Raw genomic sequence first — 20,904 nt, 5'->3', positions numbered from 1 at the left:
CATGACAGATTTAGAACGCATTCCTCTTGGAATTTATGAAAAAGGAATCCCCCTGGCTCTATCCTGGCGCGATAAATTCGTCATTGCCAAAAAGGCCGGTTTTGATTATATCGAACTGAGCATCGACGGCAAAGATCCAAGAATCAAACGTCTGGATTGGACGGATGAGATGATCGCGGAATTGAGAAAACTTGCCGATCATTTTGAGATGCCGTTTCAAACAATGGCACTCAGCGCCAACCGCTTCTATCCCTTAGGCGATCCAAAGCGTTCTGACGCAGGCATTGAAATTGTAAAAAAAGCGATCATCCTCGCTGCAAAATTAAAGATTCCGATCATTCAGTTAGCGCCTTATGACGTCTATCAAAAAGAAAGCACCGCGGACACCAGAATCCGTTTTGCTTCCTCATTATTTGAAATTCTGGAATTGATTCAGGCTTATCCGGTCACGCTGGCCATGGAGGTCCTGGAAGATGTGCCTCATTTTTCCACAATTACTCAATGCGCGGCGTTTGTCAGGAAGGTGAATCATCCTCAGTTTAAGCTTTATGCCGATACTGGAAATGTCGCTTATAACGGATTCGACGTCGTGAGCGACCTCGCCGGCGGTCAGGGTGAAATTGTGGCCTGTCATCTCAAGGACGCTATTTCAAAAGACGAACACAATATTCCCTATGGAACGGGATTAGTCGATTTCAACAGCGTCCTGAGACACTTTAAAAATACTGATTTCCAAGGGACTTTTACAGCAGAAGTCTGGTGTGAAGAAGAACTTGGTTTTATTCGCCAGCTTCCAAGTATTCAACGTTTTTTAAGAAATAAAATAAAGGAGGAGAACAAAGAATGAAAATCCCTACAGTGCAGCTTGCTTTAGACTGTTCCAGCACCGAAGAAGCGATCCGCGATTGCCAGACCGGTGTTGTCGACGAAGTTGATATTCTGGAATGCGGTTATTCCCTGATCGCTGCGGAAGGTGCCCGCGTCGTAAAAATTTTCCGGGAGATGTACCCGAACAAGCCTTTGCTTGCCGATCTGAAAATTGTGGATGCTGGAAGCAAAATTGGCGGAATGCTTTTGGATGGCCGGCCGGATTTCACGACGATTTTATGCGCCTGCGAGCCAGGCACGATTACTTCTGTTCAGGCAGAAGCGAAAAAGCGCGGATTAAACACAAAGCTGCAAATCGAATTGTATGGCCATTGGAGCTTTGAGGACGTTAAACTGTGGAAAGAATTAGGCATCTCCCAGCTGACGCTGCAGCATTCCGGCGATAAACCCGGCGGTTGGGATGAAGAAGAAATCGCCACTTTAAAAAAATTATGCGACATGGGTATCGACGTTGCGGCTACCGGCAGTATCGGCTATGACGATCTGGAGAAATTCCGAGGGATCCCGGTATCCTGTTTCATCTTTGGGCGGGCAATCCGCAAAGCTGCGGATCCAGCTAAAGAAGCTCGCCGAATGAAAGAAAAAATCAAAGAAATCTGGTCATAATCGAAAAAAGCAATGAAATCCGCTCAAAGATTTCATTGCTTTTTCATTATGGAGATCCGGTTTTGTTTCTTTTTCTATTCTGAGACTTTCTGTATTGAAAATGAGCTTTTCATGGAGATCAGGCTACCGCTTTCCGACACCGCGCTCATTTTTCATACAGCTCAATTTTATATTTTCCATCCGCCTTTTAGCGGTTCCACTTTGATGACGTTAATTCCGGTATTCTCTTTTACTTTTTCGATCACTTCGTCATCTGCTTTCACATCCGTTATCAGATAATCAAAGCCTTTCAAACTGGAATAGAAGAATGAATAACTGACGCCGATCTTCGTACTGTCGCATAAAACGAAGCGTTGGCCGCTTGTCCGCTTGATCATGGTCTGATTGATTAACATCTCTTTCATTAAACCTGTTGAGATTCCATTCTCAGTCAAACCGCTGCAGCCTACAAAACACTTGGTCGCCGTAATATTATTCAGGGCCGCCACCGCAAAATCTCCAGTCATTGAATTTTTAGGGAAGCGCACCTCCCCGCCGGTGAATATGATGAGAACCTTGGGATCCGGCGTATAATTAATCGCTCTGGCATTATTGGTAATAATCGTTACGTGTTTGTCCTTAATATAATCGACGATCATTAAAGCTGTTGTGCTGGAATTAATAAAGATGACGTCGTCTTCCTCAATATATAAAGCTGCCCTCTTGGCGATTGCTTTTTGAAAGGTCGTTCTTTCATATTCTTCATCTTCAACAAATTCCTGGATTAACGATGCTCCTCCATAATTTCGAATAATCGCTCCCTTGTCTTCCCAATACTGGAGATCGCGGCGAATTGTGATTGGAGAAACATGATATTTTTCGACAAGCTCATCCACGCTGACTGAACGTTTTTCCTCAATCAGACGCATAATTTTAATCCGCCGGTCATTGACTATCGCTTTGCTTACTTTCATGGATTTGCAACTCCTTTTAATTGCGCTATTCTGCGCTGATACTCCGCACGTTCCTCACCTGCGGTGAGTTCTGCCAACTGACTGTAAATAAAGAGGATTTCCTTGGGATTCATTTTTGAACCATCCACCTGTTTGAAATAGTCGCAGGCTTTCTTTTTATTTCCCAATGCCAGTTCATGCAATCCGTCCAACTCATGATAATTGATGATATTCGGTCTTTTTTTCATTTTCCGAATTACCTGAGCGTCGCTGTAAACTTCATTTACTTTTTTAGCATTTCCCAACAACAGATAAGCTCTGATTTGATAATAATACATAATGATTAACAATTCAACATTGCTTCTAAATCTCTTTTCATTTTTTTTAATCAATTCCAGTGCTTTAACAGGGTCGTTTTTCTCGATTGAAATCATTACCTCAAAAATCCCTGTATTTTTTTCATAATTATGGGTGATATCGAGTTTGCATAAATTTTTATATTTCTCCTCTGCGGATTGCGGATTTAGTAAAAAGTTTAAAGTATACAGAGCATCGTTATATAAATACTTTAAATACTCATAATAGAGCGCGCACGCAAAGATACCGAGACAGATCAGCAGCATTGCCCAATCCAGTCCTGTTTTCTTTGATTCAAAAAACATTGAAAGCGTTAATCCCAGAAAGCCTAAAAAAATCGCCGCGTTTACCATAGTAACGATCCGTTGTTTCATTGAATATTTTTTCATCTTCTGTTCCTCCGCTTCCATTATAACACTTATGATTGATTTTTTATGAATGTTTTCTATTATTTTTCCTATTTTTTTCGTTTATAGACAAATTTTATGATTTATGAACAATTAATTCGTTATATGATTGATCATTATTGATCACTAGAAACATAAAATTGGTTGCACTATAATGGGGTTGTTCAAGGAGGATTGATTAATTATGAACAACTGGCTAGAAGAATTATTTGGTGTAAAAAAACCGATCATCGCGATGTGCCACCTGCAGCCGCTTCCTGGAGACCCTTATTACGATAAGCAGGGGGGAATGGCTAAGGTTCTGGACTGCGCCAGAAGAGACCTTCACGCATTGCAGAACGGCGGCGTCGATGCCATCATGTTTTCCAATGAATTTTCGCTGCCCTATCTGACGAAAGTTGAGCCGGTAACGATCGCGGCCATGGCTCATGTTATCGGTGAATTAAAGAAAGAAATTACCGTTCCTTATGGCGTGAACTGCCTTTGGGATCCTATCGCTTCCTTAGACCTGGCGGTTGCGGTTGACGCCAAATTTATCCGTGAAATCATTTCCGGCGTTTATGCCTCTGATTTTGGCTTATGGAATACAAACGTTGGGAAAACGGTACGTCACAAAATGGCAATCGGCGCACAGGACGTTAAAATGTTATTCAACATTGTCCCGGAAGCCGCAAAATATCTGGCAGATAGAAATATCGCGGAAATCGCGAAATCCACGGAATTTAACAATCGTCCTGACGCCTTATGTGTTTCCGGCTTGACTGCCGGCAGCGAAACCGATACGCAGGTTCTCTCTGTTGTCAAAAACTCAGTGAAGCGTACGCCAATTCTTTGCAATACAGGCTGCAATAAAGATAATATCACACGGCAGTTATCCGTCGCTGACGGTGCGGTCTGCGCGACAACCTTCAAAATTGACGGCATTTTCGAAAACGCGGTTGATGAACAGCGGGTTAAAGAATTCATGGATATCGTTAAAGAATTCAGAAAAACATTATAAAAAGACGAATACCGGGTTACTCCTGTCATAAAAATAAAATCCACATGAGCCGTACTCCCAAGCTCTGTGGATTTTATTTTATATTCTTCTAAAGCGAATGAAATACTTTAACCCGCTTTCCCAGCGGAACCATAGACCCCGATCATCTCCATCATCTTCGTCTTGACTGCTTCATAGATCACCGCGCTGAGATCATAGGCATGATTGCCTTCAAGATCGGCGGTTTTCGCCGCCTTGGCCGCGGCCTGACATAGATCGTTGGCGATATTCACTTTATTAATCCCCATCCGGCAGGCCTTCCGCAGCGTTTCATTATCGGTGCCGGAGGAACCGTGCATCACCAATGGGAAATGACCGGTCTTTTCCTTGATCGCCGCGAGCCGTTCAAAATCCAGCTTCGGCTTCATGCCCTTGGGATAAGCGCCGTGCGCTGTGCCGACAGCCACCGCCAGACAATCCACGCCGGTCAACCGGATGAATTCCGCCGCAGTTTCCGGATCCGTCAGCGCTGCGCCGCCGTCGGTTTCATATTGATCCGCCATGCCGACATGGCCCAGTTCGGCTTCCACGGAAATGTTCAGCGCATGCGCCAGCTCGACAATTTCCCTGACCTCCCGCACATTCTGGTCAAACGGGCACGCCGACCGGTCGATCATGACGGACGTAAATCCGGCTCTGAACGCTTCCAGCACTTCTTTCTTCGCGCCGCCGTGATCGAGGTTAATCGCGACCGGAATGGCTGAGCGCTGAGCGAAATACCGCGCGATCTGACAAAGCAGAAACAGATCCGGATTGGCCGGGTAGGCGATATCCAGGATTAACGGCGCCCGCAGCTCTTCCGCCGCGTCGATCACCGCCCGGGCGTCCAGCTCCGTCCACAGATTCGGGGCCGCCACCGCGTAATTGCCGGCGCTGGCCTTGTCGAGAATTTCTTTCATCGTTACCAACATGAATTTCACTCCTCCCCCATCCACTCCCGGATGGCTGTTTCAAACGATACGCTTTTCTGACTCGCTTCTCTGCCCTCATTATCGCACACGTCCCAGACCGGCGCACGCCTAAACTGCACCAATCACAAAGAAAACCTGAACTGGGCCGAAATGGAGGAAAAAGGAGACGGGTTCGGCCGTCTCCCTGATCGTTTATCCGTTCATCGCGCGGATTTCTTCAGCGATCAAACCGCAGAGATCCTCCGCCTGTACGATCGTCCCCAGCAGATCGAGGAAGCCATGATCACAACCGCAGTAGCGCACCGACTTCACGTTAACGCCCACCTCCTGCAGCAGGCTGGCAAAATAATCGCTGCCGACACGCAGGTAATCATATTCCGCGCTGACGATCACCATCGGCGGGAATTGCGCCATTCTTTCCGCCGGGGCGTAAATTACGGAAACCAGCGGATTCTCATAGCTGGTCTTCCCCTGCAGATACAGACTTTCCGCCTCGCTTACGCCGGCGCTGTTTTTAATCCGGTCGATCCGGCTGAAGGCTTCTTCCCGCTGTTCTTCAAGAATCGGATACGCGTCATAGGACCAGACATACCGCGTTTGTCTGCGGTAATCCGTGCTGTCCACGGCGGGATAGATTTCAAATGCTTTTTTGATCAGACCGTTCTCATCCTTTAATAAACAAGCGTTTGTCAGTGCGCCGCCCGCACTGTCGCCGGCCACCATCAGGCGGTTCAGATCGACGTTCAGCTCGTCGGCATGTTCCGCAACCCACTGCACCGTTCCCCAGGCGTCGTCAATCGACGCGGGATACGGACATTCCGGGGCCAGCCGATATTCCGGAAACACCACCACGGCATGAGCCAGTTCAGCGATCAACCGCATCTGATTGGCAAACAGCCGCATATCCCCGGCCGTCATGCCGCCGCCATGGAGATAGACAAGCACTGGCAGGCAGCCTTGATCGGATTGACGCCGATAGAGATAAATGTCAATTTTATGATCGTGACCGATATCAATCAGCCGCTCATCCACGTCGATTTCCACAGTACACAAATCCTCTGTCACTTTATCCGGACGATAACGCTCCTGTGAAAGCCGGTAACCCTTCTGTGCCCGCCGGGCAAACATTTTCCGTTTCATCCGGATCACTTCCAGCAGCCGCGGATCCAGCACATGCGGCCGGTCGTCGTCCGGCACCGGTTTCATCAAGACAGGAACGCCGTCCACGGTTTCAACATGTTCCTTCGCGTGGATTTGATCCAACAGCTGTTTCGCATATTTCCGCATTCCGATTCCTCCGTTTCTCTATGCCGCGGCGATCAGCTGCTGCCGCTGATCATCGGCATGAACCTGAGCGTAAGCCGCGCTGTTTAACAGAATGACGATAATCGAATCGTCCATTTGTTTCGCTGCGAAGGCTTCACGGTCGATCCTGGCGATCGGCTGATGCCGTTTGACGGTCTGGCCGATCTGCACAAGTGTTTCAATTTCCTGCTCTTCCAACTTCATCGAGTCGATGCCGATATGCACCATCACCTCGGCCCCGCCGGCCGCCTTGATCGTGATGGCGTGCCGGGTCGGAGCGATGGAATTGATCACGCCGTCCACCGGTGCGAAAACATCGTCAGTTTCAGGGCGGATGCCGAAGCAGGCGCCGAGCGTACCGGCCGCGAAGACCGGATCGGCAATGTTTTCCTGCGCGATATACGCGCCCTGCGCCGGTGCGGACAGCTCGACGGACGTCAGAGCCACTGCTGCGTTTTCAGTTTCGTCCGCTTCCTCGTTATAGACGCTGTCGTCCCACTTTGTCATCAACACGAAGACAAACGAGCAGACCGCCATGATGCCGACGCCGATTAACGCTTTAATGAAGTTTGTCGTATCGCCGTTTTCGCCCAGATAAAGCAGGATATTCGTCAGTGAATAGCCGCCGAAGCCAAAGCATTTCAGATGCACGATGCCCGCGTACAGCCCGGTGATCAGCGAAGTCGCAATGCTGCAGAAGTAAACCTTCGGCATTTTATAGGAGATACCATAGGTCGTTGGCTCGGAAATGCCGCCGAACAGTGCTGAGATCGAAGCCGGGAACGCAATTTCCTTTAACCGGCGGTTCTTGGTTTTTAACGCCACGGCCAGCGCGATGAAGCCCGGCGTGATCGTGCAGCAGAAGAACCAGATATTGATGAAATCGTCGTAGCCGACTGTGGCCAGACTGGTCGTCGCGATCGGAATCAGCGCCAGATGGAAGCCCGGGCATAACAGACCGATCGTGCTGGCAAAGATGATGATCGCCGGCACCGCCGCCCAGCTGGCATAATTGCGGATCCAGGCGATGAACATCGCGATATAATTCGTGACTAACCCGCCTAACGGACCGGTCAGCGTCAGCGTGATGATTGACGTGATCAGAATCAGCAGGAACGGCTTTAAGAAATGACGGACTGACAGCGGCAGCGCTTTTTTCAGCAGCTGGTCGATTTTGGACATCACCCAGACTGACAGAATGATCTGTAAGACCGCGCCGTTATACGTTGTCAACAACGCCGGAATACCGAAATAGCTCGTATAGCCGCCGGCTGCAGCCATCGCTACCCAATCCGGGTACAGCAGCCAGCAGGCCAGCAGCATCGCCAGCACCGGTTCCGTGTCAAATTTCTTTGCGGAGGTGTAAGCGACGAAGACCGGCAGGAAGTAGAAGACGGATTGTGCCAGGTTATTCAGAATGACATAGGTGGAATTGGTCGATTCCAGCCCGAAGACCAGATTCAGAAGCAATAACAGACAGGTCAGAAAGCCGGCGGCGATCAGGGACGGAATGACCGGACTCATGATCCCCGCCATCAGCTGCAGGAAATTGGAGAAGATTGCGACAAGCTTTTTTTCGTTCGGCTTCTCCGCTCCCCCGGCGCTGGACTTCCCAACGCGTTTTTCCACTTCGAGAAACAGATCCTCGATGATCTGCCCGACGATAACCTGAACCTGATTCTCGCGGACCTCGACGCCCAGCACGCCGTCGATCTTCTTCAGCGCCGCGGCGTCAACCTTGGATGGATCGCGGACAACCACGCGCAGCCGGGTCGCGCAGTGATTGACGTTGGTGAGGTTTTCCTGAGTGCCCAGCTGCGTAATGATCGCGGCGGCCATGTCGGCGTAATTCAATTTTTTTGCCATGGTTTTTCTCTCCTCTTTTTTCTTCGGATTCCATCAGTTTGATGGCCGGCAGCTGGATTAGAGCTTGTGAACGTGCATGCGGTGAAGTCCTTGAGCGATCTGGCCGGCGCTCACTTCATCATGGGTCATCGCGACGCTGCTTCCTGCCGCCCCGGCCCAGGCCAGCGCTTCCGCTTTGGACCGGCCTTCGGATAACCGGCCGACAAACGCCGCCAGCATCGCGTCGCCGGAACCGACCTGATTGACCGCCGCGACGGGCTCCTGGCTCAGTCGGTAAATCCCGTCAGAGGCTGCCAACAGAGCGCCCTCTGCCCCCAACGAAACAAGAATGTTGCCGACGCTGCTTTCGCGCAGCTTCGCGGCCGCTTGCGGCAGTTCGTCAAGCGTCAGGTCAGGCTGTCCGGTCAGCAGTTTGAACTCGTAGAAGTTGGGTTTGATCAAATCCGGCCGGCACCGTTGAATTAACTGGGGGGACAAAGCTTCCATGTCGATGACCAGTCTGGCCTGCCGCTGATGCACTTTCGCGCACAGCCCAGTCAGAAAATCCGCATCCAACCCGCGCATCATATTGCCGCACACCAGCACCCAGTCGTCCGGTCCTGCCGCTTCCAGCAAGTCTAAGAGCGTCTGCCGGACAGAAGCTCCGGCTTCCGGCCCGCGGGCGTTGACGCACAGCGTGCCCGGCCCATGATACAGCTTGACGTTGATCCGGTTCATGCCCTCGACCGGCACCCGCGTCAGATTGATCCGCGGATACGACCGCAGTGCCTGTTCAATATAATCGCCGGTGAAGCCGCCAAGCAGCGCGATTGCCCGCGACGGGATTTGCAGCTTATTCAGCATCATCGAAACATTCAAACCCTTGCCGCCAACCTTCATCTGTTCACCAGTCGTGCGGTTCACCTCGATGTCCAGCAGCGGTTCATTCACCGTCAGCGTGTAGTCGATCGAAGGATTCAGCGTGAGTGTAATAATCATCGTGGTATACCTCCCTGCGTTTTCAATGTAAGCGATATCAGCACTGATTTCAAGCATATTTTGATCGTTTTCGAAAACAATCACGGTCATTTACAGAAGCAATCATTCTTTTTGATTGAATTATGAATTATTTCACTCAAATTCGATCATGGAACACGAATGAATGTTATAATGATTCCGGAGGCGAAAACGATGATAAAACAACAACGCTGGGCGGCCATCATCGACCTGTGCCGCGAAAACACCGCGATCAGCGTCGGTGAGCTGGTTTCGCTGCTGCGTGTTTCCGAGGCGACGGTGCGCCGTGATCTGCAGCAGATGGAGGATCTCAACATGGTCAGCCGGTATCATGGCGGCGTCCGGCTCAACGACGGCCAGTCCGAAGAACCGCCGATGCTGATCAAATCCGAAACCAATATTTCAAGCAAGAATCAGGTCGCGCGTCTGGCCGCAAGCATGATTAAAGACAATCAGATGATCTACGTCGACGCCGGCAGTTCCACCTATGAAATGTTGAATTATGTGCGCGCGAAAAACATCACGGTCGTCACGATCGGTTTGCCGCATATCGCGAAGCTCAAGCGCAGCTTGACGCACACGATCTTATTGGGCGGCACGATCCGCTGGACGACCGAAGCGGTGACCGGCAATCTCACGCTGCGCCAGCTGGACGATCTGTTTTTTGACATCGCATTCCTCGGTGTTAACGGCATCCATGAGAAGGTCGGCTTCACGACGACCAACGAACAGGAGGCAGACGTCAAGGCGAAAGTCATCGCCCATTCCAGCTCGACGTTCGTTCTGGCAGACGGCTCCAAGTTCAATAAGCTCTATCCGGTGAAATTCTCCCGGCTGGATCAGGCCGTGATCCTCAGCGATGAGATTCCGGACTTCGACCGCTCGCAAATCCGCTACCAGCTGACAAATGGCGAAAGTAAGCTGGATTAGTCCAACAAGACAAAAAAAGACGGTCTCTCTCTGGCCTTTCCGGCAATCGCCGCCGGAATCTCAGAAAGACAGCCGTCTTTTTCTATTCTTGAGTTAAAGCTGGATAATAAATTGCCGCGCCCTGATGACGATATTCCTGAATATCGCCCGCAAAACGCTCGGCCGGCACCCCGTGAATCTCACCGCGTTCCACCCGTTCGCACAACGCGATCAACTCGTTGATCCTCGTTGGCGGGACCTCCACCGGTCCATGTGAACCATAGATCACATTGAGCTGGCCCGCGATCGCCGCCAGTTTCCGCAGGCTGCATAAATACGCCGGCAGACTCCGGCCCTCGCCAAACAGAAACGTCGTCGCATTCGTCACGCTGTCGCCGCTGATCAAAAACCGTTTTTCTTTTTCCCACAAGGCGATGCTGCCGGGCGTATGGCCGGGAATCAGCACAACCTCAAAATGATACGGCTCAAAATCAAGCAAATCCCCCTCCTGTATGGCGGCAAATCGGTTCTGAATTTTCTGTTTCCGCGCCAGCCGGGCCATTTCGGCAGGATGAAGCAGGATTTCTTCAAACTCGCCGCAGGCCGCCGTGTGATCAGGATCACTGTGCGTCAACAGAAACGTCAGCTTCTGAGACGTCTGCTTTTCCATAAATTTTCGCAGACCTGTTTCCACCCCGCCGTCGATCACCAGCGCTCCTGTTTCTCCTTCAATCAGAAAACAACGGACATATCCTTCTTCTACACTCATCAGATGGTCTTGTATGTGCTTGATTTCCATAGACATTTCCTCCGGATTCTTCGATATCCACACTTCGTTCTGGATTAACTTTAGTTTCTGCCAGATTGGGGAAATTTTCAAGCTTTTCCTGACTGGACTTTCCATCAAATTTACTTTTAAAAGAAAAACAGAAAAAACCTGCCGAGGGGAGCGGCAGGTGCTTTCGAAAGGCCGGAGGGGAAGCCGGCCTTCCAATTTGTTTTTATAGTTTAAGAGGGGAAAAATTATTTTATGAAAAGGGAACTTATTTTTTATGCTTTCTCAGCTGATTATTCGTCTGGATACCTCCTTCCTTGTATGCTTGTATTATAAACAAACATTATGGGATTCGTATCAAAAACGGGTGAAGGTTCCGTGAACTTCCTGAAGACTTTCTTAAGCTGGCGAATTTGTTTCACATTTCGTAATGATTCTGCCTCGGATCCCAATTCAATTTCAATCCTGAGCTTCAAGTGATCACGCCGTCTGACGATTCTTTTCCTTCATTCCCAAAGGACAAAAAAGAAAACGGAAGATGTCTCCCGTTCTCCTGGTTGGTTATCAGATTTCAGGCTTAATAGACGGTGAAACCGCCGTCGGCGACGACGATCGAACCGGTGATGTGACGCGCTTCATCGGAAGCGAAGTACAGAATGGTCGACGCCTGTTCTTCCGAAGTCGCGTTGCGGCCCTGCAGGGTCTGGGTCTTGCCGGCGATCATGGAATTCTTCATGAATTCGGAAGGATCAATGCCCTGCGCCTTCAATTCGGCGATCTTGGCATAGATCTTTTCCTTGGCCGCTTCAGTCAGCGGCGTATCGGTGCCGGCCGGGCAGACCGCGTTGCAGATGATGTTGTTTTTGGCATAGTCCATCGCTGTGGATTTCGTCAGACCGACGACGCCGTGCTTGCTTGCGACATAAGCCGGTCCCGCCGGGGTTGCGCGGATTCCTGCAACAGAAGCCGTGTTGACGATCGCGCCGCCGTTTTCATTTTTCAGCATATATTTGATTTCTTCCCGGATGCAATAGAACATCGCGTTCAGATTGGCATTGACCACGCTGAACCAGTCGTCATCCGTCAGATCTTCGATCTTCTTGGAATCGCCGACGATGCCCGCGTTGTTGACCGCGATATCCAGCCGTCCGTAAATTTCAACGGTCCTGGCATACAGATTGATAATATCCTCTTTTCTGGTAACGTCGCATTGAATGAATACCGCCTCGCCGCCCGCTTCGCGGATTTCCTTTTCAATCGCTTCGCCGCGCGCCTGATTTCGTCCGGCGATCACGACCTTCGCGCCTTCCGCGCCCGCTCTTAAACATACGGCTTTGCCGATTCCCGAGGTACCGCCGGTTACGACCATGACCTTGCCGGCAAATCGATCTTGAATCATCATGAATTGTTCCTCCTTTTAACTACATCTATTATACCTCGGCAGGATTTGAAAGGCCATGATTTTGTTACTTTTTTCACATTTCAAGCTGGCGGTGCTTTATTCGTTGTAATATTGAACAATCTTTGCTCCGCACTCCCGGTTCTCAGACCCCTGCCGCCTCCGCCTCCGGCGGCAGCCGATGCAGATGCCCATCTTCCAGCAGCACCCGCTCATCGCTGAAACGAGAAACGGTTTCCGAGTGCGTAACGACGATGACGGTCTTGCCGAAGTCTTCCGCCAGAAGGCGGAAGATCCGGATGATTTCCTGTTCGGTCGCCGTGTCGAGGTTGCCGGTCGGTTCATCCGCGAAGATCAGATCGACATTGGCAGCCAGCGCCCGCGCGATCGCAATCCGCTGCTGCTCGCCGCCGGACAGTTTGGAAATCGGACGCTCCGCCTTGGAGCGTACAATCCCCACCTTTTCAAGCAGCGCGTAAGCAATTTCCCGGCGGTTTTCGGGCACGGCGTTATCCGTTTCCGTCATGGCCAGCTCGACGTTTTCAATACCGGTCAGGTAGTTGATCAGATTGTACTGCTGGAACACGATGCCGATCTGATTGCGGCGGTAATGATAGAGCCGATTGGGAGTGATCTGTTCATCCTTGTACCAGATCTCGCCGCTTTCAGCGCTGTCTAAGCCGACCAGGATCGAAAGCAGCGTCGTCTTGCCGCTGCCGGAAGGTCCCAGAATAGTGTAAAACCGTCCTTCCTCAAACGTATACGAGCAATCCCGCAGGATGCTGCGGCGATTCGCGCCGTCGGTATAGCCATAATTTAAGTTTACTAATTTTAACATGCGGTTGTCCTTTCTAATTCTGACTCATCAGGATCTTCTTCGGATTGAAACGGAGCACCATCATCGACGGTATCAGGGTACTGATGAAGACCACGCCGACGCCCAAAATAAAGATCTGAATCAGAATGCCTGCATCCACACCGGCGTGATAGCTGGCCGTCACCTCTTCCTGACTGACTTCGTTAAACAAGGAATCCGAAGATGAATACGTGAAGACGCCCGGCTCGCTTGTCTGGTTTTCCTGCACCTGCATCGCCAGCGCTTTCTCGCCGACGCTTCCGGCAAGCATCGACCCCGTCGCGGAGGCCAGCGCAAAGCCGATCATCGCCGTGATCAACAGCTCCGTAAACAGCTGCCCGACAATCTTGACTTTGGACACGCCAAGGGAAAGCAAGACCCCGATCTCCGTTTCCCGCGTCTTCAACGTCAATGCGCTGACTAAGGAAATGATCACCACCGCGTTGATCAGAACGACCGCCACGATCAGATCGGAGAACACCGTCAGGGTGTCAAGCGGCTTCGACAAACGCTGGTACATCTCATCGTTGGCATCCATGATCAGGTACTCGTCAAGATTTTTGCCGTATTCCCCGCGGAAGGCATCGACCTCCAGCGGATCGTTCAGCACAAACACGGCGCTGGAGGGGTTATAGTCTTCCAGCCTGGCTTCGGCCACTTTCGGGTTGGCTTGATGGAACAGCGCCATCAGCGCGATGTCGTGCTGTGCGTACAATGGCAGCGGCATCAGCACCTGATTGGCCGGATGGGAATATTCGCTGGCCCATTGCAGCTCCTCGCTGCTCAGCTCCTCCGCGCTGTCCAAAATCCCGACGATCTCCAGTTCGAGGACGTTGTCGTTGGCAGTATCGGCCACAGCGTTGATCTCGTCGTCAGAATACAGCTTGATCCGGATGAAATCGCCGACCGACAGATTATTCGCTTCCGCCAGCCGCTTGTCGATCACGGCGACCGGACTTCCGTTATCTATTTCTTCCTGCGTAATCATCCGGCCCTGGGCCAGTTTCCACGTTTCGTCCGCCAGCTTGTTCAGCTGCGGCGAAAGCAGTCCCAGCAGCGTCATGTTGGGCTGTTGGTTCGTCGCCTGCCCGCTGCCGGACATCGTTTCCGAAACGACGACTGAGGTGGAAAACATCCCGTCGTCCTCCTCGTCCTCCGTCTTCTGCGGCCGCTGGATCTCCACCGGCGCAAACCCGTCCGCATAGCCCAACGTGGAGCGCGTCCAGTCCGCGGATTTAACACGGGAATCGGCTAACATTCTTCTCACCAGCTCCGGATCCGGTTTCGGATAGGCAAAGGTTTTGCGTTCCTCCGAATCCAGACTCATATATTTTTCATACCAGGCGTCAAAGTCCATCGTAAACTCGACGACCGGATTCATTTTGCGGCGCGTTTCAATCTTGGCTTCCGCCGCGGCCGCGCTGATCGAAAAGCCGACGACCACAAAGTTGGCGATCAGAAAAAACGTCAGGGTAAGAAGCAGTGATTTTGTCTTGCTGCGGGATAAGTGCCGCAGCGCACGCTGAATGAAATTCATAGTGTATTTCCTTTCTACGGGCGCAAGGAAAACAACTTTCCTCAAAAGTCCGTTTTGATTTCAATTCAATGATGCAGTACAGCTCAAATGCGAAAGAGACGCTTCGGATCATCAAGCTCAGAAATTCCGATTTCGGAAGCGCTCTGTCTGTCCAGAGTCCGCTTGATTATCCTTTCGGAAGCAGAATCTGAATCTGGAATTCGCCGTCTTTCCAGACTGCCTGAATCGTTCCGCCCAGCCGGGTCACAATTTCCTGCGTGATCGCCAGGCCCAGACCGCTGCCGCCCAGTTTGCGGCTGCGCGAGGCGTCCAGCCGGTAAAACGGCTGAAACAGCTGGGTGCACTGACTTTCGCTGATCGGCTGTGACGGATTGGCGATCAGGATTTGAAGCTGATCTTCCCGCTTGCTTAAATCGATCCGGATCGTGCTGTGTTCCGGGGTGTATTTCACAGCGTTTTCCACGCAGTTATACAGACAGCGAAGCAGCAGCGTCGGATCGGTATCCAGACAAGGATAAGCTTCGGCCAGCTGGACACTCAGCTGTTTCTGTCGAATCCGCGGATCCAGCTCCTCGATAATCGTGCAAAAGCAATCGTGAACGGAACAGCGCTGACGCTGCTCGATCACCTGCGCGCTGTTGAGCTGAAGCAGATTTTCGGCCAGTCGATTCAGCCGGCGGATGTTGCGCTGGGTCACTTCCAGCACCTCGGCCGCTTCCTCGGCGGTGTATTCTTCTTCCTGCCGCAGGGAGTCGAGATTGACCTGAATCGAGGCCAGCGGTGTTTTCAGCTCATGCGCGGCATCGGCAGTAAAGCGTTTCTGCCGTTCGAAGGCTTCGTCCAGCCGGCTAATCATCTGGTTGAGCGAATGGCTCAGTTCCGCGACCTCGCGGATGCCGTTTTCTTCCAGCCGGACCGACAGCTGATCTTCGTCCAGCGTACTGATCGAGGTCGACAACTGACGCAGCGGACGTGTCAGGCGGGAAACGGTCAGATAAATGCCCAACGTGCCCAACAGAATGATCGCCGTCATCAAACCGACAACCTGAATCTGAATCTGATCGTTGGCCGCGGTTGTGATCGCCACCATGCTTTGTTCCACCTGCTCAGGAAGATTCTCGTTGTAAAAATCCGCAAGATTGGAATTGATGACAATTTGATCAACCTTGATCTCCTCACGGCCGCTGTTTGCGGTTGGGGCGGGCTGCAGGTTGTATGCTTCTTTAACCGAAACGGCATAATCGGTTATCACGGTCGTCGCCTGCCTGGCTACCCCGATCAATTCGTGGGAACTGAACATCATGGAGGAAAGGGTAAGCAGCACACAGGCCGCGGTCAGAATCGCCGTGCACAGCAGCGTAATCTTGACCTGTAAACTAAGCTTTTTCATCCTGATTCTCCTTCAGGCAATACCCCAGCCCGCGCTGACATTCGATCCAGTCTTCCCCACTGGCCGAGGCCAGCTTACGGCGCAGGGAAGACAGGTGAACTTTAAAGGCGTTGGAAAACAGATCTTCGTCTTCGCCCCAAACCTGGCAGATAATCGTTTCCGCACTCAGCCGCTTGCCGTCGTGCAGCGCCAGCGTTTCCAGAATCTGCGTTTCCCTGGCGGTCAGCTTCAGCCGCTGATCCCGCACATACACCTGATGACTGCCGGTGTCGATCCGCAATGAACCGCGGCAGACAACGGCGTCCTGGCGCACAAAATGGCGTCCGGTCAGATTGCGGATGCGCGCGAGCAGTTCCTCGAAGTGAAACGGTTTGACCAGGTAATCATCTGCGCCCAGGTCAAGCCCCTTCACCTTGTCCGCCACCGTCCCGCGCGCTGATAAAATGAGAATCTTCTGCTGCGGCTTCTCCGCGCGCAGCCGGCGAAGCAGATCCAGTCCGTCCAATCCCGGCAGATTCAAATCGAGCAGGACGCAGCCGTAATCCTCAGCCAGCGCCAGATCCAGCCCTTCCCGGCCCTCGCTGGTCCAGTCGGCCTCGTAGCCGTTTTTCCGCAGCCCGCGCTTCAGCCCCAGCGCCAGATCTTCCTCATCTTCCACAATCAACAGTTTCATGCGGTTCTCCTTTCACTCTCCGGACATCTACGATTATAACCATTCGCAGGTTAAGCTAAAGTTAAGAAAGCAGAGTCTGCGAACAGACTCTACCCTTTTTTGCGTTTTAACAGAACAATCACCAGACTGACGACCGCCGCGCTCAATCCGATCACATAGAGATAGCCATAGCGCCATTTCAATTCCGGCATCGCCGTAAAGTTCATACCATACCAGCCGGCAATCAGCGACAAAGGCAGGCAGATCGTCGTGACTAACGACAGCGTCTTCATCGACTTGTTCAGCTGATAGTCCAGCTGGGCCTGATAGGACTGCTGCGTCTGAGTCAGGCGGTCGCGCAGCAGCTGCACATTGTCGCGATAGCGGAGGATTCGATCGTTTAACAGCGTGAAGCTGCGCAGCTCGTCCTCGGCGAACAAGTCGTTGCTGTTTTCTTCCAGATGATCGTTGATGTTGATCAGCTGATCATAATAGCGGTTCAGCGTCAGCAGCTCTTTGCCCAACTGGAGAGTCTGCTGCCGAAAGTGCGGCGCTCTGGCGTCGAACACTTCTTTTTCCAACGTGTCGATCCGTGTTTCCAGATCTTCATGAATATCCGGATCCTGTATCAGAATCTCCCGAAAGAAGCCGGTGACCAACCGCGGCAGCGTCGCTTTCTTTGGCTGCAGCGACTGAAGCATGCGATTGACGGCTTCGCCGGTGCTGTCGTCTTCGTCGAACAGATCGACGACTAAAAAACAGTTTTTTACAATCAACAGGCCGATCTTATCCCGTTGTCCCAGAATCTGACCGGGATTGATCAGATGCAGCACGCACCAGAAGGCATTCTCGCTGACGCTGACGGCGTTGCGCATCAGGGATTCCCTTTCCGTGGGGATCGGCAGATGCAGTCCGGCCTGCCTGGCCAGCGCTTGCAGCTGTTCTTCACTGATAAAGCCGACGGTCAGATGTTCACAGGGGTAGTTCAAATTTTCTGTTTGACGACAGGTTTCTGTAATTTCAACAAGCATAACCACATCTCCCTTTTTCCTGGGCGCCGTTGATTTCCGAGGCCCGTTTGCTATCATTATACAACGAAAGTTGTTCATACCGATCGTGCGTTTTTTCAGCCGGCCTGATCTGAAACGGAAAAGAAATTTCCGCAGTCAAAAATTTCGGCGCGGACAAGAAAAAGATTTTTCCAATTCTGTACTTTGCGGACAAAGGATGGAAAAATCTTACGAATTAAGCGGTTAAGAACTTCATGGTTTTATAAGAAAGCGGAGATTGCCTTTTTTGCCCAGCCGGAATCCTTGAGGATCGCCCGGCCGACGCCGATCAGATCGGCCTTCCCGCTTTGCAAGAGCGCCTCCGCGGCCGAGACTTCCGTGATTCCGCCCGTCAGCAGCACGGGAATCGAAACCGACTGTTTTATCGCGGCGGAATAGTCCTGAAAATAGCCTTGTTCGCTGTGGCCCGGACGAACATAGCCGCCTAAGCCGCCGGTGATGTCGATCACATTGACGCCGGCTTTTTCAAATGCCGCGCATGCGGATATTGCGTCTGCCAGCGTACTTCCGTTTTCAAGACCCTCGCACGCGCCTAACCGCAGCGCCAGCGGATACTCCGCACCAACCTGACTGCGGATCGCTTCGATGATCCGGCAATGCAGGCGAATCCGGTTTTCCAGCGAGCCTCCGTAGTCGTCCGTTCTCCGATTGGTCAGCGGCGAATAAAACTGGTTGAGCAGATAGCCGTGGGCCGAGTGGATTTCCACGCCGTCAAAGCCGGCGGCCTGGGCCCGGCGGGCAGCTTCCTTAAAATCAGCGATCACTTTTTCAAGATCCTGCGCTGTCATGGCTTTGGGCAGGCATTCGTCTTTCGCCTTGGGATGTTTGACCACGCTGGGCGCTAACGGGACATAGCCGGTGACTTCTTCTTTCGCCGCGCTTCCGGCATGATTGAGCTGAGCGAATACCGGCGAACCGTTGGCGTGAATCGCCTCTGTCAGTTCGCGCAATCCCACGATATCCTCATCGCTGGAAATCGACGTCTGGTTTGCGCTGGCCTGCCCTTCTGCCGAAATAAAACTGTGTTCCATGATGATCAAGCCCAGTGCGCCGCCGTCAGATTTCTCCTGATAGTAGCGAATCAAGTCCGGCGTAACCTTGCCGTTTTCCGCTTTGGACGTCGCCATCGGCGGCATGACCAGCCGGTTTTTCAATATTAAGTTTCCTACCTGAACGGGTGAAGTCAGTAATTTCATGGATGTGTCCTCCTCTTGACATTGTAATTCAGTTATATCATAATTCTTCCAAATCAGTAAGTACGCACAAAAAAGTGAGAACCTATCTAAAAGGAGAGTATGATGAAAACACAAGAGAACGTGAAGCCCGTCGATATCCGGCCGTTTGCCTACGCCATCTCGTTGATCGACGGAAAATGGAAGATGCATATCCTGTTCTGGCTATGGAAACAAGATACGCTGCGTTACAGCGAACTGAAGCGCTCGCTCGGTAATGTAACGCATAAAATGTTAAGCTCCCAGCTGAAAGAACTGGAAGCCGACGGATTGGTACTGCGCCGGGAATATCCGCAGGTGCCGCCGAAGGTGGAATACAGCCTGACTGAGAAAGGCAAGTCGATGATGCCGATTCTCAGTGAGCTGTGCCGGTGGGGAAACCAGAATGTCCCGGACGGATGGGAACAGAACTGACGTTTCTTATTTCTGAGCCGCAAACAGAATTAAAGAAATCCGCCTTATCATCACACCAGAATACCAACTTGCGGATATCACCAGTAAATTCTTCATTCAGCCGGTTTATGATTTACTTTAGATTTAGCTCTGCCAGTTGCTACTCCGTTTGCTCAATAATGATCCATTTTCCCCTTCTGCTGGAGCCTTGCCGCTCAATCACGCCACGCTTTTGCAAATCGGCCATCAGGCGCTTAACGGTTATGATGGAGACCTGCATTTTTTCTTTCAGCTCAGCTTGCGTGATAAACAGATTCTCATGGATTAGATTCAGAACTTTGATATCATTTTCTAACTGATATCATTAGTATCAGTTTTGGTATCATCAATATGAGACCAATTTTTTTCTGGAAGCCGCCGATACATATTCACCCGGAAATCCCCGTCAAGATCAATAAAATCAGGTTCCGGCAATCCATACTCGCTGCACTCATGGAAAATCCGGGGAATACCGCTGCCCTATTTTTCAATGATCTTCATGTAAGCAAAGGCGCAGGCAAGGACACGGTTTCACGGCTTGGAATGGTCTTTCTTCAATCTTCGCAGATTTCATTCAAATTATAAAACGAATTTTTTTCCTTGCTGAAACACATAAAAAAAACGGAAGAAACGACCTCAGTCCCTGTTCCTTCCTACTCTATGAGCCTATTTATCATATCTTGAAAAATCAAGTTTGTAAATCCCCTTGCGATCAACTTTGACCTGAAGAGAAAATCATCTTATTTTCCAATTCTGAAAATAATTCATTTTTGGAAAATAGATTCGTTAAATGTGTTGACCGTCGATACATCTTTGGGCCATAGATCTCTCAATAAAATTGTTTTATTTCTTTTTAATAACGCGCTCACGACTAAGCTTTCTTGAACACGAAGGCGTTTAAGCTCCTCGATAAACCTGAATTGATTATTCATGTCCGAATAGTTCCGCTATCCAGGATTTCGGTTTCACCGGGCGTCCGCAGCTGAACGCATCGAAGCTGCCATGGATCAGGCTGCCTTTGCCGTCCCCCTGCGTGATCACCACGGTATTATTCTGATATTCCGCACGGATGTCCTCGTTCACTTCAAATCGTTTGATATTCTGAGCGACGATCACCGGGCGGGACTCTGTGTCCACACCGTCAGTTAACTCGGAGTACACTGCATAAATCTGATTTTTCAGACCGGCTTCTTCATGAACACGGGAATCCGCCTGAATCTGAAATCGGACTTCTTCCGTTTCCCCAACGATTGTACAAAGGGAACAGAACAAACATAGACTCATCATTACCATCAGCTTCTTCATAAAAAAACCCGCCCTTCCTGTTGCTTTCAGGATGGACGGA

General features: G+C 51.0%; 21 protein-coding genes. 5 read left to right on the top strand and 16 right to left on the bottom strand.

Annotated elements, in window-relative coordinates; translation table 11 throughout:
- Position 1 precedes the first annotated feature (1 nt).
- Positions 2 to 847 carry an L-ribulose-5-phosphate 3-epimerase gene (locus I2D94_RS00275; protein WP_195395202.1) on the top strand — a complete coding sequence of 282 codons (846 nt, stop codon included), beginning with the start codon at positions 2 to 4 and terminating at the stop codon, positions 845 to 847.
- Positions 844 to 1,494: an orotidine 5'-phosphate decarboxylase / HUMPS family protein gene (locus I2D94_RS00270; RefSeq protein WP_006058200.1), complete on the top strand. Its 651-nt coding sequence runs from the start codon at positions 844 to 846 to the stop codon at positions 1,492 to 1,494. Before I2D94_RS00275 ends, I2D94_RS00270 begins: the two co-directional genes overlap by 4 nt.
- Positions 1,495 to 1,661: 167 nt before the next feature.
- On the opposite strand, the gene I2D94_RS00265 is transcribed toward I2D94_RS00270, so the two are convergent.
- Positions 1,662 to 2,447, bottom strand: a complete 786-nt coding sequence (locus I2D94_RS00265) for a DeoR/GlpR family DNA-binding transcription regulator (RefSeq protein ID WP_195395201.1) — start codon at positions 2,445 to 2,447, stop codon at positions 1,662 to 1,664.
- Positions 2,444 to 3,172 (bottom strand): hypothetical protein, encoded by a 729-nt coding sequence (locus I2D94_RS00260; protein ID WP_139248535.1) that lies wholly within the window; start codon positions 3,170 to 3,172, stop codon positions 2,444 to 2,446. Before I2D94_RS00260 ends, I2D94_RS00265 begins: the two co-directional genes overlap by 4 nt.
- 202 nt (positions 3,173 to 3,374) lie before the next feature.
- Between I2D94_RS00260 and I2D94_RS00255 the strand changes: the two genes are divergently transcribed.
- The gene (locus I2D94_RS00255) at positions 3,375 to 4,190 is read left to right on the top strand and encodes a BtpA/SgcQ family protein (protein ID WP_006058203.1); all 816 of its coding nucleotides are present in this window, start codon (positions 3,375 to 3,377) and stop codon (positions 4,188 to 4,190) included.
- A gap of 107 nt (positions 4,191 to 4,297) precedes the next feature.
- Here I2D94_RS00255 and I2D94_RS00250 read toward each other — a convergent pair whose 3' ends face one another.
- The 4 genes from I2D94_RS00250 to I2D94_RS00235 all read right to left on the bottom strand — a co-directional run bounded on the left by I2D94_RS00250 (position 4,298) and on the right by I2D94_RS00235 (position 9,289).
- Positions 4,298 to 5,140, bottom strand: coding sequence for a class II fructose-bisphosphate aldolase (locus I2D94_RS00250; RefSeq protein WP_195395200.1), 843 nt, complete (start codon positions 5,138 to 5,140; stop codon positions 4,298 to 4,300).
- A gap of 192 nt (positions 5,141 to 5,332) precedes the next feature.
- A complete protein-coding gene (locus I2D94_RS00245) occupies positions 5,333 to 6,427 on the bottom strand; it encodes an alpha/beta hydrolase (RefSeq protein ID WP_195395199.1) in 1,095 nt (364 codons plus the stop codon).
- Positions 6,428 to 6,445: 18 nt separating this feature from the next.
- On the bottom strand, positions 6,446 to 8,311 hold the full coding sequence (locus I2D94_RS00240; RefSeq protein ID WP_195395198.1) for a glucose PTS transporter subunit IIA: 1,866 nt from the start codon (positions 8,309 to 8,311) through the stop codon (positions 6,446 to 6,448).
- Positions 8,312 to 8,368: 57 nt separating this feature from the next.
- Positions 8,369 to 9,289 (bottom strand): 1-phosphofructokinase family hexose kinase, encoded by a 921-nt coding sequence (locus I2D94_RS00235; RefSeq protein ID WP_195395197.1) that lies wholly within the window; start codon positions 9,287 to 9,289, stop codon positions 8,369 to 8,371.
- Between the two features lie 192 nt (positions 9,290 to 9,481).
- Here I2D94_RS00235 and I2D94_RS00230 point away from each other — a divergent pair, with 192 nt between their 5' ends.
- Positions 9,482 to 10,237: a DeoR/GlpR family DNA-binding transcription regulator gene (locus tag I2D94_RS00230; RefSeq protein WP_072683289.1), complete on the top strand. Its 756-nt coding sequence runs from the start codon at positions 9,482 to 9,484 to the stop codon at positions 10,235 to 10,237.
- An 82-nt stretch (positions 10,238 to 10,319) separates the two neighbouring features.
- Here I2D94_RS00230 and I2D94_RS00225 read toward each other — a convergent pair whose 3' ends face one another.
- From I2D94_RS00225 to I2D94_RS00190, 8 genes are all read right to left on the bottom strand, one after another.
- Positions 10,320 to 11,015, bottom strand: coding sequence for an MBL fold metallo-hydrolase (locus tag I2D94_RS00225; protein ID WP_195395196.1), 696 nt, complete (start codon positions 11,013 to 11,015; stop codon positions 10,320 to 10,322).
- A gap of 553 nt (positions 11,016 to 11,568) precedes the next feature.
- The gene (locus I2D94_RS00220; RefSeq protein ID WP_229056698.1) at positions 11,569 to 12,393 is read right to left on the bottom strand and encodes an SDR family NAD(P)-dependent oxidoreductase; all 825 of its coding nucleotides are present in this window, start codon (positions 12,391 to 12,393) and stop codon (positions 11,569 to 11,571) included.
- 142 nt (positions 12,394 to 12,535) lie between these two features.
- Positions 12,536 to 13,228: an ABC transporter ATP-binding protein gene (locus I2D94_RS00215; protein ID WP_195395195.1), complete on the bottom strand. Its 693-nt coding sequence runs from the start codon at positions 13,226 to 13,228 to the stop codon at positions 12,536 to 12,538.
- Between the two features lie 13 nt (positions 13,229 to 13,241).
- Positions 13,242 to 14,783 carry an ABC transporter permease gene (locus I2D94_RS00210; RefSeq protein WP_195395194.1) on the bottom strand — a complete coding sequence of 514 codons (1,542 nt, stop codon included), beginning with the start codon at positions 14,781 to 14,783 and terminating at the stop codon, positions 13,242 to 13,244.
- A 166-nt stretch (positions 14,784 to 14,949) separates the two neighbouring features.
- Positions 14,950 to 16,173: a cell wall metabolism sensor histidine kinase WalK gene (locus tag I2D94_RS00205; protein WP_195395193.1), complete on the bottom strand. Its 1,224-nt coding sequence runs from the start codon at positions 16,171 to 16,173 to the stop codon at positions 14,950 to 14,952.
- Complete coding sequence (locus I2D94_RS00200; protein ID WP_195395192.1) at positions 16,160 to 16,846, bottom strand: response regulator transcription factor; 687 nt, start codon at positions 16,844 to 16,846, stop codon at positions 16,160 to 16,162. Before I2D94_RS00200 ends, I2D94_RS00205 begins: the two co-directional genes overlap by 14 nt.
- 89 nt (positions 16,847 to 16,935) lie before the next feature.
- Entirely contained in the window at positions 16,936 to 17,856 is a 921-nt protein-coding gene (locus I2D94_RS00195; protein WP_195395191.1) for a CorA family divalent cation transporter, read from the bottom strand.
- Positions 17,857 to 18,095: 239 nt separating this feature from the next.
- Complete coding sequence (locus I2D94_RS00190) at positions 18,096 to 19,091, bottom strand: NADH:flavin oxidoreductase (protein ID WP_195395190.1); 996 nt, start codon at positions 19,089 to 19,091, stop codon at positions 18,096 to 18,098.
- 99 nt (positions 19,092 to 19,190) lie between these two features.
- Between I2D94_RS00190 and I2D94_RS00185 the strand changes: the two genes are divergently transcribed.
- Positions 19,191 to 19,541, top strand: coding sequence for a helix-turn-helix domain-containing protein (locus tag I2D94_RS00185; protein WP_006058221.1), 351 nt, complete (start codon positions 19,191 to 19,193; stop codon positions 19,539 to 19,541).
- A gap of 139 nt (positions 19,542 to 19,680) precedes the next feature.
- Here I2D94_RS00185 and I2D94_RS18620 read toward each other — a convergent pair whose 3' ends face one another.
- Both I2D94_RS18620 and I2D94_RS00175 read right to left on the bottom strand, forming a co-directional pair.
- Entirely contained in the window at positions 19,681 to 19,863 is a 183-nt protein-coding gene (locus I2D94_RS18620; protein ID WP_195395299.1) for a MarR family transcriptional regulator, read from the bottom strand.
- A 620-nt stretch (positions 19,864 to 20,483) separates the two neighbouring features.
- On the bottom strand, positions 20,484 to 20,864 hold the full coding sequence (locus tag I2D94_RS00175) for a hypothetical protein (RefSeq protein ID WP_006058224.1): 381 nt from the start codon (positions 20,862 to 20,864) through the stop codon (positions 20,484 to 20,486).
- Positions 20,865 to 20,904 lie beyond the last annotated feature (40 nt).

Origin of the sequence: Holdemania sp. 1001302B_160321_E10 (assembly GCF_015552275.1) — a bacterium.
Classification (GTDB): domain Bacteria; phylum Bacillota_I; class Bacilli_A; order Erysipelotrichales; family Erysipelotrichaceae; genus Holdemania.
Note: the sequence above shows the minus strand (reverse complement) of the source record. Positions and strands in the feature narration are given on the sequence as shown.